Source organism: Mesorhizobium sp. WSM4884, from assembly GCF_029625675.1.
Lineage (GTDB): Bacteria > Pseudomonadota > Alphaproteobacteria > Rhizobiales > Rhizobiaceae > Mesorhizobium.
In genome coordinates this window covers 217,562-235,066 of the sequence record NZ_JARTVO010000007.1, presented here as the reverse complement: position 1 = coordinate 235,066, position 17,505 = coordinate 217,562, and the positions used below count along the sequence as shown (strand labels likewise).

Below are 17,505 nucleotides of genomic sequence, written 5' to 3'. Positions count from 1 at the left end.
CCCTCTCAAGCATGGGAGTAGTGGAGCAGCGTCCATTCGTCGACGAAGACGCGGTCCTGCGGATGGACGACGAGCGTCGTCGCCGGATGTTCGATGATCGCCGGGCCGATCACCTCATGGCCGGGCTGAAGCAGGTCCATCTCGTAGAGATTGGCCTTGTGCCAGCGGCCACCGATATAGGCCTCGCGCATACCCTTGTGAGCCGATGCTGGGTCGGACTTGCCGAGCGGACGCCTGACCAGCATCGGCTTCACCTTGTCGGCGGTGGCGATCAACCCGAGCTCGGTGATCGAGAAGCCGACCTCGCCATAGCGCGAGACGCGGTGGTTGACCTTGGCATAGACCGCCTCGAACTCGGTGATGACCTTGCGCATGTCCTCGGCCGAATTGATCGCCGACAGGGGCGCCATCACCTCGACGTCCTCGAGCTGGCCGGTGTAGCGCATCATCAGGAACGGCACGGTCTTGATCTTATCAAGCGCATGCCCGTCCGCGACCATCTCGTCGATCGCGGCCCTGGTCAGGTCGCTCCAGACGGCGGTGACCCTGGCACCGAAGGCGACCAACTCGTTATCGCTTGCGCGGGCGCCGATGTCGATCTGCGTCGACACCGAATGGCGGCGCATGAAATCGGCGGTGGTGCAGCCGAAGGCCGAGAAGGCGGCGGCGAACTGGAAGGTGATGATGTCCTTGAAACCTATGCCCCTGGAGCAGCCGGCAAGATGCAGCGGGCCGGAGCCGCCATAGGACAAAAGCGTGAATTCCGACGGATGGATTCCCTGTCCGGAGATGACGCGGCGCAGCGCATTGTTGGCGTCGGCCTCCAGCATGTCGATCATGCCTTCCGCGGCTTCCTCGACGCCGACGCCGAGCACGCGGGCGCATTTCTCCTCGAAGGCTTTTCGCGCCTTCTCGACCTGCAGCACGACCTTGCCGCCAAGGAAATAGTGCGGGTTCAAACGGCCCAGGATGGCGTCGCAGTCGGCGATGGTGGGCTCGGTGCCGCCCTTGGCGAAGCAGATCGGGCCGGGATCGGAGCCAGCGCTTTCCGGCCCGAGCGAGACTTTTCTCGTCAGCGGATCGACCTTCAAGATCATGCCGGCGCCGGCGCCGATGGTGTCGAGATGCAGCGTCGGCACGTTGAGCTTGAAACGGTCCATCAGCGGTTCGTTCTCGATCCGCGTCTGGCCGCGCGTGATCACGCCCATGTCGAAGGACGTGCCGCCCATATCCGAGCAGATCAGCGAGTCGTTGCCGATCAGCTTGCCGACATAGGCCGCGCCGAGGATGCCGCCGATCGGGCCGGAGATCATCGTCTCGTGCAGGCGCGGATGATTGATCGAGGTCAGGCCACCGAAGGAGAGCAGCGTCTGCACGCCATATTTGAAGCCGTATTTCTTCGAGACGTCCTCGATGCCCTTGAGCTGCCTGCGGCCGCGCGAGGTGGCGTAGGCCTCGATCAGAACCGAGTTCAGCCGCGACTGCTCGCGGATGACCGGGCGCACCTCATGGCTGGTGTAGACCAGGATATCGGCGCCGGCGGAGGCGATCTCCTCGCGGCAGATCTCGGCGATGCGCTGCTCATGCGCCGGATTGACGTGCGAGAAGATGGTCATGATGCAGATCGCCTCGACCTTGTCGGCGATCAGCTTCTTGGCGGCGGCATGCACCTCGTGCTCGTAGAGCGGCAGGATGACGTCTCCGAACTGATCGATGCGCTCGGTGACGCCGTGGGTGCGGCGGCGCGGCACCAGCGGATCGGGATGGTGATGGGTGACCGCGTGCAGGCGATCAGCATAGGAATAATCGGCCCAGGCCTGCAGGCCGCGGCCCATCAGGATCATGTCCTCGAGGCCCTTGGTGGTGATCAGCCCGAGCTTGCGGCCGGTGCGCGACAAAAGCGTGTTGAGCATGCCGGTGCCGGAATAGAGCACGACGTTGACGCCCGAGAACAGGTCCTGCAGCGAGATGCCCCAGGCGTCGGCCGCGTCCTCGGCCGAGGCGAGGAAGCCTTCGGCCTCGTTCTTCGGCGTCGTCGCCGACTTGCCGATCTTGAAGTGGCCGTCCTGATCGACAAGGATCGTGTCGGTCATGGTGCCGCCGGCGTCGATGCCGATGACGATGGGGTTGGTGGTGATCTGGTCCACGGGTCGCCTTCCCTTGCCGAGAGTGACCACAGGCTAGATTCCCAGAGCCGGATCGCGCCATATGCCTAAAGACACAATGACCGCGCGGCTGGGTTCGCCGAGAAAAGGGCATGCGCATGGGCAATATCTGGGCGCCGCTGGCCAAGGCGATCGCCGCCACCGGCACCGACCGGCATGTCGACTGCCTGATCGACCTGATCGGCACCGACGTCGCGCATGATCTGGTGACGGTGACGCGCTATTCGGCGACCAAGACGCCGGAATTCGTCAAGCACCGGCGCTTCTCTGACGAGATGGTGCGGCGCTATCTCGACAATTATTACGTCTTCGATCCCTTCTACGCCTCGTGGCGGCGCGAGCGCCGGCTTGGCATCATGCCGCTCAAGGGCCTTGCCGACGAGGAAGCCAAGCGCGGCCAGTACATAGCCGGCTTCCTGGCGCAGTCGGAGATCTGCGACGAGGTCGGCATCATGCTGGCCGATGGCGGCGACTGGTGCCTCGGCATCTTCCTCGATCGCTCAAAAGTGTCGTTCAAGGACAGCGAGATCGCGCTGCTTACCGAACGGCTGCCGGTGTTCGAGGCGCTGCATGCGCTGGACATCAAGGCGCGCGGCAGCGACTTTTCCCGTACCTCGGAGCCGACCGGTCCCGGCGCCTCGCCGCAGCAGAAACCCAGAATACCGGAAAGCCTGTGGCCCGAGCTTTCATCGCGCGAGCGCGAGCTGGTGCAGCTCATCCTCGCCGGACACCCGACCGCCAACATCGCCGGGCGGCTCGGCATCACCGTCGGCACGGTGAAGAACCACCGCCGCCGCATCTATGAAAAGCTCGACATCACCACCGAGCGAGAGCTGTTCCTGCAATTCTTCCAGCACCGCATGGAGGCCTAGGCTCTGGGCCTGCCGGTGCGCGGACTGGCGAGGATCGCGCAAGGCCAAGCATCGCGGGCCAAGCATCGCGGGTTGACGGAAATGTCCGGCTAAGGCAGATCGCTGAGAATTGGGCAGGGAACACGGGGATGCAGCCCGGAGTCGTTTCGACAATGCCGTCCGACGGCTGGAGCGGGGTTAGACTGGCTTGCGACGAACACTGATTGTCTGCCACGACCCGCCCTTTCCGCCAACGTCCGGCAGCGACCTCAGGAATTTCGGCAATGCCACGGCCGCTGCCGCGTTCGGCCCGATTTGCCTGGCGTCGCTCGTGCCGCGGACCAGCGAGGCACAACCTGACAGCCTGGACATCCGTCTGGTTGAGCTAGGCAACAACTCCGACAAGCGCGCGCCCTCGCTAGGCTGGCGAAGGGTCCGAGGCGAGAGCCGGATATCGCTTCCGATGCTGGCGCGCCTCAAGGCGCTCGTGCAGGACTTTCGCCCGGACACGATCGTCGTCGAAGGCGTTGCGCTGTTCAAGCTTCTAGCACCTCTGCGGCCGATGGCCCGACAACTCATCCTCGACATGCACAATGTCGAATCGGATCTCGCCGACCAGCTGCCGCGCAAGAAGAGTTGGCGGCCATTTTCCTCCGGCGTCAGGTCGCTCGAGAAAAAGGCTGCCTCCATCGTCGACCGGATCTGGGTCTGCTCGAGGCCGGACGAAGAGCGGCTGGAAGCGGTCGCCCACCCCCGAATTCCCGTCCATGTCGTGCCGAACGGCATCCCCCGCCCCGACGCGATGCCGAAGTCGCTGCCGCCACAGCCTGCCGTCTCCGGCGGCTTTCCGCTCATCCTCTATGTTGGCCATCTGGGCTACGAGCCGAACATCGACGCGGCCGAACGGTTGGCCCACGCCATCCTCCCGCGCATCCGCGAGAGGCTGCCCACGGCGAAGCTCGTTCTCGCCGGCCGTTCGCCCAAGCCGTCCGCTCGCGTCCTGGCAGGGCTGGACGGAGTCAGCCTGATCGAGGACCCCGGCGATGTCAGGCCGCTCTTGTCGGCCGCTCATCTCACCATCGTCCCGCTCGCCATGGGCGGCGGGACGCGCATCAAGATACTCGAAGCGATGGCCTGGGGGATCCCGGTCATCGCGACGCCACTGGCGGTGGAGGGCCTCGGCCTGATCGAGGGCGAAGAGGTGCTGTTGTCCGAGAGTGACGAAGACCTTGCCCGCCTGGCGATCGAGCTCTGCCAGGACCGCGCCCGTATCGTCAGCCTGCGCGCCCGGGCCTATGACGGCGCATGGTCCCGTTTCGGGCCGGAAGCGATCCGCGATGCAGTGCGCCATGGGCTGGGACTGGACGGCGCAGTCCGATGACGAAAGGAAAGCCGGCTTTTCGCTTGCTCAGTCGTGCAATTTCTTGGAAATCGGCGGACCAGCCACAAAGTCGGAAAAGCTGGCCTCGAAGCCTTCGCCCTGCGGCGAGCAGCACATGATGCCGACATCGACGCTGCGCGAGGTCGGGAAATAGGCTAGCCGCACCGGTTTCCAATGGCCGTCCGCGACATCGCGGTACTGGATGCGGATCGCCTCGGCGTGACGGGTCAGGCGGATCCGAAGGCCGTCCCGGTCCGCGGGAATGGCGACCAGTGACCAGTCGGACCTGTCATTGGTGACGACGACGGAAAAATAGGCGAGGCCGTCCGTGTACTCGATGCCGGCCTTGATCCAGTGCGTTTCGCTCAGCCGCATCATCAGCCCGGCCTGGTCGTAAAGCACCTTGTAGTCGCCCTTTACGGTGACCTCGGCGCTAAAGTCGCCCGCGACCGGCCGGTAGAGGAAATGGCCATTGTCACGCCGGAAGCCGTAGAAGGTCTCACGCCAGAAATCGGTCTCCTTGCCGGTGCGAACATGGAGCGTCCCGTCACTCAGCGCATGGTGCGGCGGCGGGTTGAGCCAAGTCATTCCGGCAAGATCCGACATCATCGAGCTCGCGCGTCAGCCGGCGAACGTATAGGCCGTCTTCACGGTGGTGTAGAATTCCATGGCGTAACGGCCCTGCTCGCGCGGACCATAGCTCGAGCCCTTGCGCCCGCCGAACGGCACATGGAAGTCGACGCCCGCCGTCGGCAGGTTGACCATCACCATGCCGGCCTCGGAATTGCGCTTGAAATGCGTCGCGTGCTTCAGGCTGGTCGTGCAGATGCCGGAGGTCAAGCCGAACGGCGTGTCGTTGGCGACTGCCAGCGCCTCGTCATAGTCCTTGACGCGGATGACGTTGGCCACCGGGCCGAAAATCTCCTCACGCGAGATGCGCATCGCATTGTTGGAGCCGACAAACAGCGCCGGCTGCAGATAGAAGCCTGGCGTGCCGCGCTCCAGCCGTTCGCCGCCGAAGGCGAGTTCGGCGCCTTCCTGGCGGCCGATGGCGATATAGTCCTCGTCCTGCTTGAGCTGGGTCTGGTCGACGACCGGACCGATCTGCGTCTTGGCATCCAGCGCGTCGCCGATCACCAGCTTGTCCAGGCGCTCCTTCACGGCGTCGACGAAGCGGTCATGGATGCCTTCGGTGACGATGAGGCGCGAGGACGCCGTGCAGCGCTGTCCAGTCGAGAAATAGGCGCCGTTGACCGCGCAATCGACGGCCACGCCCAGATCCGCATCGTCGAGCACGACGAGCGGATTCTTGCCGCCCATCTCGAGCTGGAACTTGCGCATGTGCTCCACACTTGCTGCGGCGACGCGTTTGCCCGTGCCGACCGAACCGGTGAAGGAGATGGCGTTGACGTCGGGGCTGTCGAGCATCGCCTGGCCGACCACCGAGCCCTTGCCCATGACCAGGTTGAGCACGCCCTTGGGCAGGCCGGCGCGATGCAGGATGTCGACGATGGTCCAGGCGCTTTCAGGGACCAGTTCGGCCGGCTTGAAGACGATCGTGTTGCCGTAGGCGAGCGCAGGCGCGATCTTCCAGGCGGGAATGGCGATCGGAAAATTCCACGGCGTGATGATGCCGACGACGCCGACGCCCTCGCGCGTCATCTCGACGCCGACGCCGGGCCGCACGCTCGGTACCATCTCGCCCGAAAGGCGCAGCGTCTCACCGGCGAAGAAATCGAAGATCTGCGCCGCACGGATGGTTTCGCCGACGCCTTCGGCCAAGGTCTTGCCTTCCTCGCGGGCGAGAGACCGGCCGATCTCGTCCTTGCGCGCCATGATCTCGTCGGAGGTCTTCTTCAGCACGGCGTGGCGGGCCAGCGGCCCGGAGCGCGACCAAGCCGGGAAGGCCGCCTTGGCGGCCGCGATGGCCTGTTTTGCCTCCTCCGGCCCGGCCGAGGCGTATTCGCCAACCACGTCATTGGTGTTCGACGGGTTGATGTTGCGCGAGCCGGCCTCGCCCAGCCACTCGCCGTCAATCAGGTTCTTGCGCAGCACGGTCATCTTCGTTCCTTCGAGATTGGCTTGTTCTTCGAGATTGGCTGGAGCGGCAAAGCGCCGTCATTTGTCAGACAAATGATATACGCATTGTCCGCTGAAAGGTCTACCCGAGACCTTCGATAAACCTAGGAGCGCGGCGGTGGAAGTCCATCGACCACGTCCGCGACCACCTGTCACGACAGGGTCGGCCTCAGACGGAGAACGACCAGAACAGGCAGGCCAGCGTCGCTGCGGCGAAGATGACGAAGAACAGGCTTCTGAGCAGGATGTTGCGGCGAAGCTCGTTCATGGTGAGATGCGCGGCGACGATCGCCACGACGAACAGGAAGCGCCAGTTGAGAAGCGCCCAGAGCACATCATGCTGGCCGAAGGCCCAGCGGGCGAGAAGCGAGCCGACGATGGTGGCGAACAGCATGATCGTCGCCCAGAAGATCGCATCGGCGGCGTGGGTGAGCACGACGCCGGCGGCGCGGATGGGCAGGACCATCATCAGCAACGCGCTGAAGAAATAGATGGCGGCTATGGCGAGGAAGGACGCCGCATCGGCAATGCCGTCGAGGCGCTTCATGCCGAAGGCGCCATACGGATAGCCGTGCCTGGCGACCGCCAGCGAAAGCGCCATCAGCAAGGCGCTCAGAACCGTGACCAATGCGAATGTGCCGAGAGCCTTGCTCATGCCGTTCCCTGTCGAGACGAATCAACGGGAACGATTTTAGCTTACGAGGAAGCCTCGCATCGACCCGGCAGCTAGCCGATGCGGTCGCCGCTCTTCGGGTCGAACAGATGCAACGCCGCCGGATCGGCGGCGAGGCGGATCGTGTCGCCCGGCTTTACGTCGCTGCGGCCCATGACGAAGACGCAGACCTGCTGGTTGGCGAACCGAACATAGAACTGCGTCGACAGGCCAAGCGGTTCGACCACCTCGACCCCGGCCTTCAGCGCGCCGTCATCCACCAGTCGGATATGCTCGGGCCGCAGGCCGACGGTGAGCGCGTCGCCATCCTTCAGCGGCAGGCCGTCCGGCAATCTGAGCTTCTGGCCGTCGGCGAGCACGGCATCGATCTTGCCACCCTTGGCGACCTTCGCCGGCAAGAAATTCATGCCCGGCGAGCCGATGAAGCCGGCGACGAACGTGTTGGCCGGGCGATCGTAGAGCTCCAGCGGATGACCGACCTGCTGCACATAGCCGTCATGCATGACGACGATACGGTCGGCCATGGTCATCGCCTCGACCTGGTCGTGCGTGACATAGACCGAAGTGGTCTTGAGCTGCTGGTGCAATGCCTTGATCTCGGCGCGCATATGGACGCGCAGCTTGGCGTCGAGGTTCGACAGCGGCTCGTCGAACAGGAAGACTTTCGGATCGCGCACGATGGCGCGGCCCATGGCGACGCGCTGGCGCTGGCCGCCGGAGAGCTGGCGCGGCAGGCGGCCGAGGAAGCTTTCAAGGCCGAGCCGCTTGGCGGCGGCGCCGACCCTGCCGTCGATCGTCGTCTTCTCGGCCTTCTTCAGCATCAGGCTGAAGCCCATGTTCGAGGAGACGTCCATGTGCGGGTAGAGCGCGTAGGACTGGAACACCATGGCGATGTCGCGGTCCTTGGGTGCGACATCGTTCACCAGGCGCTCGCCGATGCGAATCTCGCCGCCGGTGACCTCCTCCAGGCCGGCGATCATGCGCAGCAGCGTGGACTTGCCGCAGCCGGACGGGCCGACCAGCACGACGAATTCGCCGTCGGCGATCTCGAGATCGACGCCGTGCAGGATGCGCAGCGCGCCATAGTCCTTCTCGACATGTTGCAGCGTGACGGAAGCCATCGATTATCCTTTGACCGCGCCGGCGGTGAGGCCGGTGACGAGATAGCGTTGCAGGAAGGCGAAGAAGACGCAGACCGGGATCAGCGCCAGGATGGACGCCGCCATCATCTGCCCCCAGTCGACCGCGAACTTGCCGATGAAGGTGAGCAGCCCGACGGCGAAGGTCTTCTGCTCGTCGCTGGAGATCAGCATCAGCGCGAACAGCAACTCGCTCCACGCGGCGGTGAAGACGAAGCCGAGCGTCGCGCCCATGCCGGGCAGAGTGAGCGGAACGATGACCCTGCGCATCGCCTGGGCCCGCGTGCAGCCATCGATCATCGCCGCCTCCTCCAGGTCCTTCGGGATGCCGTCGAAGAAGGACTGCATGAGGAAGGTCGCGAAGGCGGTGTTGAAGGCGGTGTAGATGATGATCAGGCCGGTCAGGCTGTTGGTCAGGCCGAGATCGCCCATGATGCGGTAGATCGGCGGGATGACCATGACCAGCGGGAAGGTCTGGGTCAGCAGAAGCAGGATCGCCAAAGTCGCCTTGCCGCGGAAGATGAAGCGCGACATGGCGTAGCCGGCCAGCGTGGCAATGACCGTCACCAGGGCCGCCGTCGATACCGAGACGATGACGCTGTTCAGGAAATAGCGCGGGAAGTCGGAGGCTTCGAGCACGGTGGCGAAGTTCTTGAGCGTCATTTCGGACGGCCAGAAGGTGATGCCTTCCGAATAGAGCAGGCGCTCGGGCGTCACCGAGATCTTCAGCGTCCAAAAGATCGGGAACAGCGCGAAGATCACATAGGCGGCGATCGCGGCGTAAAGGCCGATGCCGCCGGCGATGCGCGAGGAGGTGGAGCGACCGGCGATCATCAGACATGCCTCACAAGCATGCGGCGGATTGCGATCAGCCCAATGGCGTAGGCGATCAGCAGGACAAGCAGCAGCACCGCGACGGCGGACGCATAACCTTTGTCGAGAGACTTGAAGGCGCTGACATAGATGTAGACCGGCACCGTGCTGGTCGAGCCTGCCGGCCCGCCCTCGGTCATGACGAAGATCAGGTCGGCGAAGGTAGCGATCCAGATGGTGCGCAGCATGACGGTGATGACGATGGTCGGCGCCAGGAACGGCAGCGTCACCTTGGTGAAGCGCTGCCAGGGCGAAGCGCCGTCTATGGCCGCCGCCTCGTGCAGCTCGGAGGGGATCGACTTCAGCGCCGCAAGCAGCGTGATGGCGAAGAAGGGGATGCCGAACCAGATGTTGGCGACGATCGGTCCCCACATGGCGGTGGCAGGATCGGACAGCACATTGGTGGGCTCAGCCTTCAGCCCGAGCGCGAAGAGCCAGTGCGGCAGCGGTCCGATGATCGGGTTGAAGAGCCAGGCCCAGGTGAGGCCCGACAGAAAGGACGGCACCGCCCAGGGCAGGAACACCACCGCCTGCACTATCCTGCGGCCATAGAAGGGCTTGTCGAGCAACAGCGCCAGGCCGAGCCCGAGGAAGAACTGAAAGAACAGGCTGGCGACCGTCCACCAAAGCGTGTTGATCAGCGCCTGGCCGAGCACGGCGTCGGAGAGCATCGCCTGATACTGGCCGAGCCCGACATATTCCGATTTGAAGGCCGAGAATTTGCGAAAGGAATAGCTGATGCCGATGATCAGCGGCACCAAGAGCACCACGACCAGCAGGACGATAGCCGGCGAAAGATAGAGCCATGGCTCGATCGCCGTCTTGCTCAGCCGCTTCCTGCGCGGCCGGGCGGCAGATCGGATTTCGGACACTGCGTAGGTCATACGGGCGGCACTCTTTGGCTGCTTGCGGCGGCAGACTTGATGCGGCGATGGCGACAGCATCTTCTCCCGGCTCTACAGGGAGAAAATCTCGGTCCGCCCTCCGCAGCTGTTGCGGAGGATGGGCAGGCAGATGAGGGGCGGCGCGAATTTTCAGAAGCAGGCGCTGCCCCTCATCCGGCCCTATCGAGCCACCTTCTCCCCATGAAACAGGGAGAAGGGAGGGCCTGCGCTCACTTCTTGTTCTTGGCCAGCCAGGCCTGCTGCTCCTTGGTCAGGAACGCGGCCCATTCGTCGGCCACCTGCTTGGCCGGCTTCTGGCCGAGCAGCACTTCCTGGAAGTTCTTGATCGCCACCTGGTCGACGAAGTTGCCGAGGTTCTCCAGATGCGTCGGCGGCGTCACCATTTCATATTTGGAGCTGTCGCTGAGCTCGGTGAACCAGCCCTTGAACTGCTCGGTCTTGAAATGGGCATCCTGATCGGCGCCGTTGTGGATCGGGATGACGCCGACTTCCTTGGCCCATTCCAGATTGTCCTTCGGCGACAAGAGCGTCGCCATCAGCTTCCAGGTTTCGTCCTTGTGCTGGGAGTTGGCGAACATCGCCCAGCCGGCATAGCCCAGCGTCGGATAGGATTTGCCGCTCGGGCCAACGGGGAGCGGCGCGACGGCGAAGTCGTCGGCGCTCATCTTGTCGGCGATGCCGAGCAGCGCGTCCGGGTCCTGGTTGAGCATGGCGCAGGTGCCGGAATAGAAGCCGGTCACCGTTTCGTTGAAGCCCCAGCTCACGGCGTCCTTCGGTGCCAGGCCGTTCTTGTACATGTCGGCCAGCATCTGCAGGCCCTTGACCGAGCCCTCGTCATTGATGGTCGAGGTGCCGTCGTCAGTGAAGTAGCCGCCCTTGCCGTCGGCGATGTTCATGAACATGTGCATGCCGTTGAAGGCGCCGGGGCCGCCGCGCAGGCAGTAGCCGTATTTGCCTGGGATGGCCGAGATCTTCTTGGAGAACTCGACGAACTCGTCGAGCGTGGCCGGCGGCCGATCGAGGCCCGCTTCCTTGAACAGCTTTTTGTTCCAGAACAGCGCGTTCACATAGTAGCCGTAGGGGATCATGAACTGGGTGTTGTTGACGGTCGAGCCGAACTGCTTGGCGCGGTCGCCCAGCGTCTTGGCGTCGTCCCACTTGGCCATGTAGGGACCGAGATCCTCGAGCTGGCCGTTATTGGCATAGAGTCCCATCCAGCGTTCCGGCATCTCGACGACATCGGGTGTATCGCCGGCCTGCACCATGGTCAGGAATTTTTCGAAGGCCTGGCCCCAAGGCAGCGAGACGAGCTCGACCTTGATGCCGGGATTGGCCTGCTCGAATTCAGCGAGCTGCTTCTTCAGGAATTCGGTGCGCGGCGGGCTTGTGATGACCTCGACCATCTTGATGGTGGTATCGGCCATCGCGGTTCCCGCGGAAATCGCCAGACCGGCAACGGCGGCAAGCATGAATGTCAGTCTTTTCATGTTCGGAACTCCCATTTTGAACATCTTATTTTTTTGACTTGTCGAAGGCCTGGGCGATGTCGGCCCAGAGATCCTCGACATTTTCCAATCCGACATTGAAGCGGATGGTTCGGGGGCTGACGCCGAAGCGCGCCATCGAATTCAGACCCGGCGTCTGCTCGAGCGAGGCCTTTGCCGGCACGACCAGGCTTTCATGGCCGCCCCAGCTGACGCCGATGCGGAAGAGCTTCAGCGCGTCGACGAAAGCCGGAATGTCGACATCCTCCGTGACCTCGAAGGAGAACAGCCCGGCATAGCCGGCAAGCGTCTTCTTGCCGGGATGATTGGAATAGGCGGGGTGATTGACCCTCTCGACCTGGCCATGCGCCTTGAGCCGCTCGGCAAGGGTCAGCCCGCTCTTCATGTGATGCGGCAATCTCAGCGGCAGCGTGCGCAGGCCGCGCAGCAAAAGCCAGCCTTCGAAGGGCGAGAGCTTGCCGCCGAGCGAGGAGTAGGTCTGCTCGTTGATATGCCTGATATGGGCGGCCGAGCCCGCCACCACGCCGGCGACGGTGTCGCTGTGGCCGCCGAGATATTTCGAGGCCGAATGCAGCACGAGATCGACGCCGTGTGCGATCGGCTTCTGGAAGACAGGCGTCGCCCAGGAATTGTCGATGGAAGTGACGATGCCATGTTCCTTCGCCAGCCGCGTCAGATGCTCAATGTCCTGCAGCTCGAACATCATCGAGGTCGGACTTTCGAGATAGAGCAGCTTGGCGCCTGGCAGCGCCGCGGCTACCGCGTCTGGATCGGAGCCGTCGACATAGTCGACCTTGATGTTGAGACGCGGAAACAGCCGCTCGAACAGACGGTAGGCGTCGCCATAGCAGTTGCGCACCGCAACGATGCGTTCGCCGGCGCCGACAAAGGCGAGCACGGTGGCGCTGATCGCCGCCATGCCGCTGGAAAAGCCGCGCGCGGCTTCTGCGCCTTCAAGTGCTGCGACGCGCGCCTCGAATTCCATCACCGTCGGATTGTCGCCGCGCGAATAGATCGGCTGGCGGCGGCGGCCGGCGAAGGTATCGGCCATGTCGGCATAGTTATCGAAGGTGAACAGCGAAGTCTGGTAGATCGGCGGCACCACCGCGCCGCCGGGGAACGGATCGTCATGCGCCAGAAGCGTCGCCGCCTCGCCGAGATAGTCGCTGGCCAGAGGGGCCGGGTCGAAAGCGGTCGGGTGCTCGTTCATTTGCGGTCCGAAAGTTTGAGGTTGGCAGCGCCGCGCTTCAGGTCATCCTCGACGGTGGCGATGAGCTTCAGCGCCTCGGCGCGGGCTCCCTCCGGGTCGTGCGCGGCGATGCAGTCGAAAATGGTGCGGTGATAGGGAAAGCTGGCATGGCCGAAGTCGAGCACGCCGAGCGGATGTTCCCAAAAGCGATGGAACAGCTCGTACATGGCGGCGATGATCTGCTCGAACAGCGGATTGCCGGAGGCGCGGAAGATCGCCTGGTGGAATTCCCAGTCCTCCTCCGAGGACATGCCGTCACGGGTGCGGAAGGCCTCTTCCATGATGTCCAGCTTGCGCTCGATCTCGACGAGCTCGGCCTTGCCGGCGCGAATGGCGCAGAGCGCGGCTGCCTCGGCCTCCAGGGCGCGGCGGATTTCCAGCGTGCACATCAGGCCGGCGAAATCGTTGCCGCGGGCAAGCGTCAGCGGCATGTGCAGCATGTCGGGCGAGACGGCGGCCTTGAGATAGGTGCCGCTGCCCTGCCGCCGCTCGACGAGGCCTAGGCCCTCCCAGCGCGTCAAAGCCTCGCGCACCGTGTTGCGGCTGACCTTGAGACGCTCGGCCAGGATACGCTCGGTCGGAAGTTTTTCGCCGGGCCCAAGCGCCTCTTGCCTGACGAAGCCGGCCAACGCCTTCAGCACCGCGTCATCGCGGGCGGTCGTCTGGATGGGCGGAAGACTGTCTGTCACGCCGGCGGGCCTAAAGTGGTTCAATGGTCCAACCAATTTCTGCACGAACGAAGAGGCGTGTCAACCAAGCCGTTGCGTATTTTCATTGGACTCCAGATCGAGGCAGCTTGGCCGCTCACGCGCCGACCTGATCGGTCTGATGCGGTGCGACCTGCAGCGAAGCCTCCATACCCCTATGCGATTGCATGGCGGCGTGGCCGGCTTCGGTCAGCGCGTAGATGCCGCGCTCCGCCCTGGCGAACCAGCCATAGTAATTGTGCAGCAGGATGCTGGCCGCGCGCGGCGAAAGAGCCTTGAGGTCGCGCGGCCGCTTCGGGCCGTCTGCCATGGCGGCGGCGCAGGCGATCGCCTCCTGGCGGTAGGCGGTCATGATGGGCTTTCGCCGCGTGCTGCCGCCGATGGACGGGTCGCCCTTGCGGCGGTGATGTTCCTCGACCAGGCGCGAGCGGCGCCTCGGGTCGCGCCGGGGCGGCACGGCGGCCGGGCTGAGCAGCAGCTCGACCTTGCCCTTTTCGTCGACCGCCAGCAGGCCGAAGCCAAGCCGCCGGCAGAGCGCGCGAAAACGGCGGTCGTGCTCGCGGCCCTTGCCGCGCGCCGACATCCGGGCGGCGAGCCAGACCTCGTCGCAGGCCGCCGCGCGATCGACGCCCTGCAGCACGAGCTCGAGGTTGAACTGCAGCTTCAGCTCGCAGATGACAACCACGGGCGGCTCGCCTTCGCGCAGCCCGACGATGTCGCAGCCGCCGACTTCGCCCTTGACGGTGAAGTCCAGGCTCTCGAGGAACCGCTTCACCGGGGCATAGAGGGATGTTTCCTGCATGGCATAGGCATAACCGATTCGCGGCTAGCCGACCCAGCACAGGGAGGTGAGGTGCCGCCGCTGTTCGCCGGATCCGCGTGCGGACCGACGCCTGACAGAGCAAAGCGCGTCGCGATCTTTCAGGTTCGCTCCATGCGCTTTAGGTTTTGATTTTACGCGTGTCTTTATCCCGAAACCGGTTCCCACTTTCGGGAGACATGCTTTAGCGACGACCTGCTGTTGGAAGAGACGGCACTGGGTCAATCCGAGGGGAAGTTCCTGTCGATTGCCGAGCAGGCTCCGTGGATTATTGCCTGGCGAACGAGCCTGAATAGGTTTGGCCGGCAAGCGCATAGGTGGCCGCCAGCGTTCCGTCGGGCTGCATCGTAAAGGTGGCGTCCGCGCCATTCGGCAAGCGCCCAAGCTTCAATGTGTTTCCGACAATCCTGCCGGCGCCGTCGGCAACCCCCGGCTTGTAGTCGGCTACATCACCCCACGCATAGCTGACCGTCACCTGACCGCCGGAAGAAACCGTCAGCACGGCCAGCTTGCCTTCATACATGCCATCCAGCCGTCCGGCCCATATGCCTGAAAATGCGGCATATCTGGCCGGAACGCCCTTGCCGGGAGGCGTGATCGCCACGGTTTGGTCCAAGACAGCCAAATCGGGGGACGCAGGCGCCGCGACGACAGCCGGAGCAGGTTGCGGCGGAGGGGGAGGCGTCGTCTCGGGAGCCGACTGGCAGGCGGCGAGCGCGAATGCCACGAAGCCGAACATGATAGAAGGACTGTTTGGTGGAGCCAATCGGAGACCAACCACCTTCCGAAAAGCACAGTAAAAACAATAGGCTTTGCGTTGTTTCGGCAACTTGATGTACCGCATTTGTGTACCATTTTTTGAAACCGGGTGCAAAATCGAAGTCTTCTCGTCGCTATCCGGGGACGTAACTTACAGTGCCATCAGCATGCACCAACGCAATCTCGATGCCAGCTATCTTGCAGCGAGGAGCAAGCTTTAGGCTTAGCCGCTCCACTTCTGTCGTATACGGCAGCACTGCCACTTGGCGTTCGTTCGCTGGCTCGCGCACCATTAGCTGTCCGACCAGTTCAGCTAGACCCTTGCGCAGACGACTCTTTTGACCGGCGTGGGTTGAATTGATCGTGCCGCCTTTGCACTCGGCGACCACTCGGCGACCGTCAATTTCACCGACAACATCTCCACGGCCCGAGCTTGGGTTCACAATGATTGTGTGTTCGGCCCGTCGATATCGGCCGCCGTATGGCGTGGTGCCAATCGCCTGCTCTCGAACAAATCCTCGCGCCAAGAGAAACGCTGCAATATCGAATATCTTGGCATGCTCGCCATCAGGGTGAATGCTGATGACACACCCGCCCGTCGATAGCGTGAGAAGGTGCGACGCAAAGGCGAGCATCACGGCGGCTTCAGTGAATTTGTGCTCGATCCCGCCCTCGGCATGACGTCGGCGCTTCTCCGGTGCGTCGTAGAGAGTAATGAACACTTCGCTCCTCCAGCAGGCGCTATCTTATGACTTGGTCAGGCTCTTCGTCAGCGCGGGACGGGTCACGCGAAACGCTGTCGGCTCGTGGAGCCACTCATCAATGTCCCATCCGAGTAACCATTCCACATTGCCGCCGGAGCAGGAATAGGCACCGTTTTGCTCCGACAACCGAATGCTCGACACGATGATGAGAGCGGTGTTTCCTTTCTCGCTCCGATGAAGTGCGACTTCGTTCGCGGTCATGAGGATGCCATCGGCTCGGTCGCTTGTCGTGCCTTTGACCTCGACCTTTATGCGCGTGCCGTTCAACGTCGCCTCGAAGTCGAAGGGGCTTGAGGCCGATGTGTCTCGGACCACATAGCTACTGGCGCGTAAGAACTGCGAAGCCACATCCATCGCCCGTTTCTCAACCGCTTTTCTAGCCGGTGCGGACAGCCCATATCCTTGTCGGCCAGATGGCCGATCTAGCGGGTTTAGAGCCGCAGCAATTTCTAGCTCGCGTTGATCGGCATCGGTGAGATCGCGTCCGATAGCTTGGGCAACGTAGATAGGACGGAGACGTTGTGCGGCCTGATCGAGTAGTTCCCCAAAGTTCGTGGCACGGATGTCGGAATATGCAACACGACGAGAAATAGCTGTGGCTCGCTGGAATGAAATCGGCAGTGGTCGTCTGGCACCGAAATCGGCGGGGTCGTCAAACGGCACCAACGTCCCGAACTCCTCGATCACAACCTGTCGCGCCCAAGCAGTTTGTGCGTCCAATTCATGATCTGGAAGCGGGACCGAGCTTCCTTTATGGAAGCGGGAAGAGCCGCACCCGACCGTCACGTGCACTGCTGTCCCATCTGTCGAGAAGTGCACCACGCAGTAGAAGCCTTCGGTCGGGCTCGGCGACATTCTGCGTGAGCAGAACCTTACCCAAGGAAGCTCTGTCTTTCGCCCAATGCCATCCGAGGCATCCACGAGGAGATCGTCACCGAACCGCCCCAACGCCCCAGCCAGACGAGGGCCGAGCTTCTCAACTTCCGCCTTAAGATCACTTCGCACCAGCCGGCCGCGTTCCTGCATCGCTGGCGTATTCTCTGCCGAGTATTCAAGTTGAAGTTGGCAGATACGTTCCAGTGCCTCGTGCAAAGCGTCCCCCTTAGCTTGTGCTTCCTTCGATCACAGGCGCAGCACCTAACCTTCGAAACACTTTATATCGAAGCCTAGTCTAAAGACGATACGCACACAGACCGCATCTTCGACCACAAGTCCCACAACGAACGCGTGGGCGGCTTTGAGCCGGGCCAGCATGCAGCCGTGATCGTCGGCTATGGTCGATGAATGCAGCACGGCAGGCGCTTTTGAAACTGGGTGCAAAAAATCAACGGCGCACGACGTGCGCGCCAATCCAGACGGCAGGCCAGACAGCCAAGAACAGCACCGCCGCGACCAATGCGGCCGGCCGGCCCCGGTGAAGGTCTTCCACCACGGCGCGGGAGTTCGCCGCGACGGCCGGGCTGGCGTCGCGATTGGTGACGATGCCCTGAATGAAGAGCAGGCCACCGCCGACCCATAGCGCACCCGCCAGTATACCCATGTCCATTGTCGTCATCGGAAATCCCCGTTCGTTTTGATCACGGCCGGAGTCTAGGACGGGTTCGATGAATAGCAATAGGTCTACGGAAGTCATGT

General features: G+C 63.3%; 17 protein-coding genes. 2 read left to right on the top strand and 15 right to left on the bottom strand.

Annotated elements, in window-relative coordinates; translation table 11 throughout:
- Positions 1–5 precede the first annotated feature (5 nt).
- A complete protein-coding gene (locus P9236_RS13990) occupies positions 6–2,147 on the bottom strand; it encodes a hydantoinase/oxoprolinase family protein (RefSeq protein ID WP_278075210.1) in 2,142 nt (713 codons plus the stop codon).
- A gap of 110 nt (positions 2,148–2,257) precedes the next feature.
- On the opposite strand from P9236_RS13990, the gene P9236_RS13985 reads away from it, so the two are divergent.
- Positions 2,258–3,037 carry a helix-turn-helix transcriptional regulator gene (locus tag P9236_RS13985; protein WP_278075209.1) on the top strand — a complete coding sequence of 260 codons (780 nt, stop codon included), beginning with the start codon at positions 2,258–2,260 and terminating at the stop codon, positions 3,035–3,037.
- Positions 3,038–3,347: 310 nt separating this feature from the next.
- Entirely contained in the window at positions 3,348–4,397 is a 1,050-nt protein-coding gene (locus tag P9236_RS13980) for a glycosyltransferase (protein WP_278075303.1), read from the top strand.
- Positions 4,398–4,424: 27 nt separating this feature from the next.
- Here the strand turns inward: P9236_RS13980 and P9236_RS13975 are convergent, their stop codons facing one another.
- From P9236_RS13975 to P9236_RS13910, 14 genes are all read right to left on the bottom strand, one after another.
- Positions 4,425–5,006, bottom strand: coding sequence for a DUF1349 domain-containing protein (locus tag P9236_RS13975; RefSeq protein ID WP_278075208.1), 582 nt, complete (start codon positions 5,004–5,006; stop codon positions 4,425–4,427).
- 12 nt (positions 5,007–5,018) lie between these two features.
- Positions 5,019–6,458 carry an aldehyde dehydrogenase family protein gene (locus tag P9236_RS13970; RefSeq protein WP_278075207.1) on the bottom strand — a complete coding sequence of 480 codons (1,440 nt, stop codon included), beginning with the start codon at positions 6,456–6,458 and terminating at the stop codon, positions 5,019–5,021.
- 187 nt (positions 6,459–6,645) lie between these two features.
- Positions 6,646–7,131 carry a hypothetical protein gene (locus tag P9236_RS13965; RefSeq protein WP_278075206.1) on the bottom strand — a complete coding sequence of 162 codons (486 nt, stop codon included), beginning with the start codon at positions 7,129–7,131 and terminating at the stop codon, positions 6,646–6,648.
- A 71-nt stretch (positions 7,132–7,202) separates the two neighbouring features.
- Positions 7,203–8,270 (bottom strand): sn-glycerol-3-phosphate ABC transporter ATP-binding protein UgpC, encoded by a 1,068-nt coding sequence (gene ugpC, locus P9236_RS13960; protein WP_278075205.1) that lies wholly within the window; start codon positions 8,268–8,270, stop codon positions 7,203–7,205.
- A 3-nt stretch (positions 8,271–8,273) separates the two neighbouring features.
- The gene (locus tag P9236_RS13955) at positions 8,274–9,122 is read right to left on the bottom strand and encodes a carbohydrate ABC transporter permease (RefSeq protein WP_278075204.1); all 849 of its coding nucleotides are present in this window, start codon (positions 9,120–9,122) and stop codon (positions 8,274–8,276) included.
- The gene (locus P9236_RS13950) at positions 9,122–10,045 is read right to left on the bottom strand and encodes a sugar ABC transporter permease (protein ID WP_278075203.1); all 924 of its coding nucleotides are present in this window, start codon (positions 10,043–10,045) and stop codon (positions 9,122–9,124) included. Before P9236_RS13950 ends, P9236_RS13955 begins: the two co-directional genes overlap by 1 nt.
- A gap of 230 nt (positions 10,046–10,275) precedes the next feature.
- Positions 10,276–11,553 carry a sugar ABC transporter substrate-binding protein gene (locus P9236_RS13945; protein WP_278075202.1) on the bottom strand — a complete coding sequence of 426 codons (1,278 nt, stop codon included), beginning with the start codon at positions 11,551–11,553 and terminating at the stop codon, positions 10,276–10,278.
- Positions 11,554–11,578: 25 nt separating this feature from the next.
- Positions 11,579–12,781: a PLP-dependent transferase gene (locus P9236_RS13940; protein WP_278075201.1), complete on the bottom strand. Its 1,203-nt coding sequence runs from the start codon at positions 12,779–12,781 to the stop codon at positions 11,579–11,581.
- Complete coding sequence (locus tag P9236_RS13935; RefSeq protein WP_278075200.1) at positions 12,778–13,509, bottom strand: FadR/GntR family transcriptional regulator; 732 nt, start codon at positions 13,507–13,509, stop codon at positions 12,778–12,780. Before P9236_RS13935 ends, P9236_RS13940 begins: the two co-directional genes overlap by 4 nt.
- A gap of 115 nt (positions 13,510–13,624) precedes the next feature.
- Entirely contained in the window at positions 13,625–14,329 is a 705-nt protein-coding gene (locus tag P9236_RS13930) for a DUF2161 family putative PD-(D/E)XK-type phosphodiesterase (RefSeq protein ID WP_278075199.1), read from the bottom strand.
- A gap of 286 nt (positions 14,330–14,615) precedes the next feature.
- Positions 14,616–15,191, bottom strand: coding sequence for a hypothetical protein (locus P9236_RS13925; protein ID WP_278075198.1), 576 nt, complete (start codon positions 15,189–15,191; stop codon positions 14,616–14,618).
- Between the two features lie 49 nt (positions 15,192–15,240).
- A complete protein-coding gene (locus P9236_RS13920) occupies positions 15,241–15,828 on the bottom strand; it encodes a hypothetical protein (RefSeq protein ID WP_278075197.1) in 588 nt (195 codons plus the stop codon).
- A gap of 24 nt (positions 15,829–15,852) precedes the next feature.
- Positions 15,853–16,962 carry a DUF3578 domain-containing protein gene (locus tag P9236_RS13915; RefSeq protein WP_278075196.1) on the bottom strand — a complete coding sequence of 370 codons (1,110 nt, stop codon included), beginning with the start codon at positions 16,960–16,962 and terminating at the stop codon, positions 15,853–15,855.
- Between the two features lie 232 nt (positions 16,963–17,194).
- Complete coding sequence (locus tag P9236_RS13910) at positions 17,195–17,425, bottom strand: hypothetical protein (RefSeq protein ID WP_278075195.1); 231 nt, start codon at positions 17,423–17,425, stop codon at positions 17,195–17,197.
- Between the last annotated feature and the right edge of the window lie 80 nt (positions 17,426–17,505).

Coding starts and splice junctions, on each gene's coding strand:
- P9236_RS13925 (WP_278075198.1), bottom strand. CDS start 15,191: ATGCGGTACATCAAGTTGCCGAAACAACGCAAAGCCTATTGTTTTTAC.
- P9236_RS13945 (WP_278075202.1), bottom strand. CDS start 11,553: ATGAAAAGACTGACATTCATGCTTGCCGCCGTTGCCGGTCTGGCGATT.
- P9236_RS13985 (WP_278075209.1), top strand. CDS start 2,258: ATGCGCATGGGCAATATCTGGGCGCCGCTGGCCAAGGCGATCGCCGCC.
- P9236_RS13955 (WP_278075204.1), bottom strand. CDS start 9,122: ATGATCGCCGGTCGCTCCACCTCCTCGCGCATCGCCGGCGGCATCGGC.
- P9236_RS13950 (WP_278075203.1), bottom strand. CDS start 10,045: ATGACCTACGCAGTGTCCGAAATCCGATCTGCCGCCCGGCCGCGCAGG.
- P9236_RS13940 (WP_278075201.1), bottom strand. CDS start 12,781: ATGAACGAGCACCCGACCGCTTTCGACCCGGCCCCTCTGGCCAGCGAC.
- P9236_RS13970 (WP_278075207.1), bottom strand. CDS start 6,458: ATGACCGTGCTGCGCAAGAACCTGATTGACGGCGAGTGGCTGGGCGAG.
- P9236_RS13910 (WP_278075195.1), bottom strand. CDS start 17,425: ATGACGACAATGGACATGGGTATACTGGCGGGTGCGCTATGGGTCGGC.
- ugpC (WP_278075205.1), bottom strand. CDS start 8,270: ATGGCTTCCGTCACGCTGCAACATGTCGAGAAGGACTATGGCGCGCTG.
- P9236_RS13965 (WP_278075206.1), bottom strand. CDS start 7,131: ATGAGCAAGGCTCTCGGCACATTCGCATTGGTCACGGTTCTGAGCGCC.
- P9236_RS13975 (WP_278075208.1), bottom strand. CDS start 5,006: ATGATGTCGGATCTTGCCGGAATGACTTGGCTCAACCCGCCGCCGCAC.
- P9236_RS13930 (WP_278075199.1), bottom strand. CDS start 14,329: ATGCAGGAAACATCCCTCTATGCCCCGGTGAAGCGGTTCCTCGAGAGC.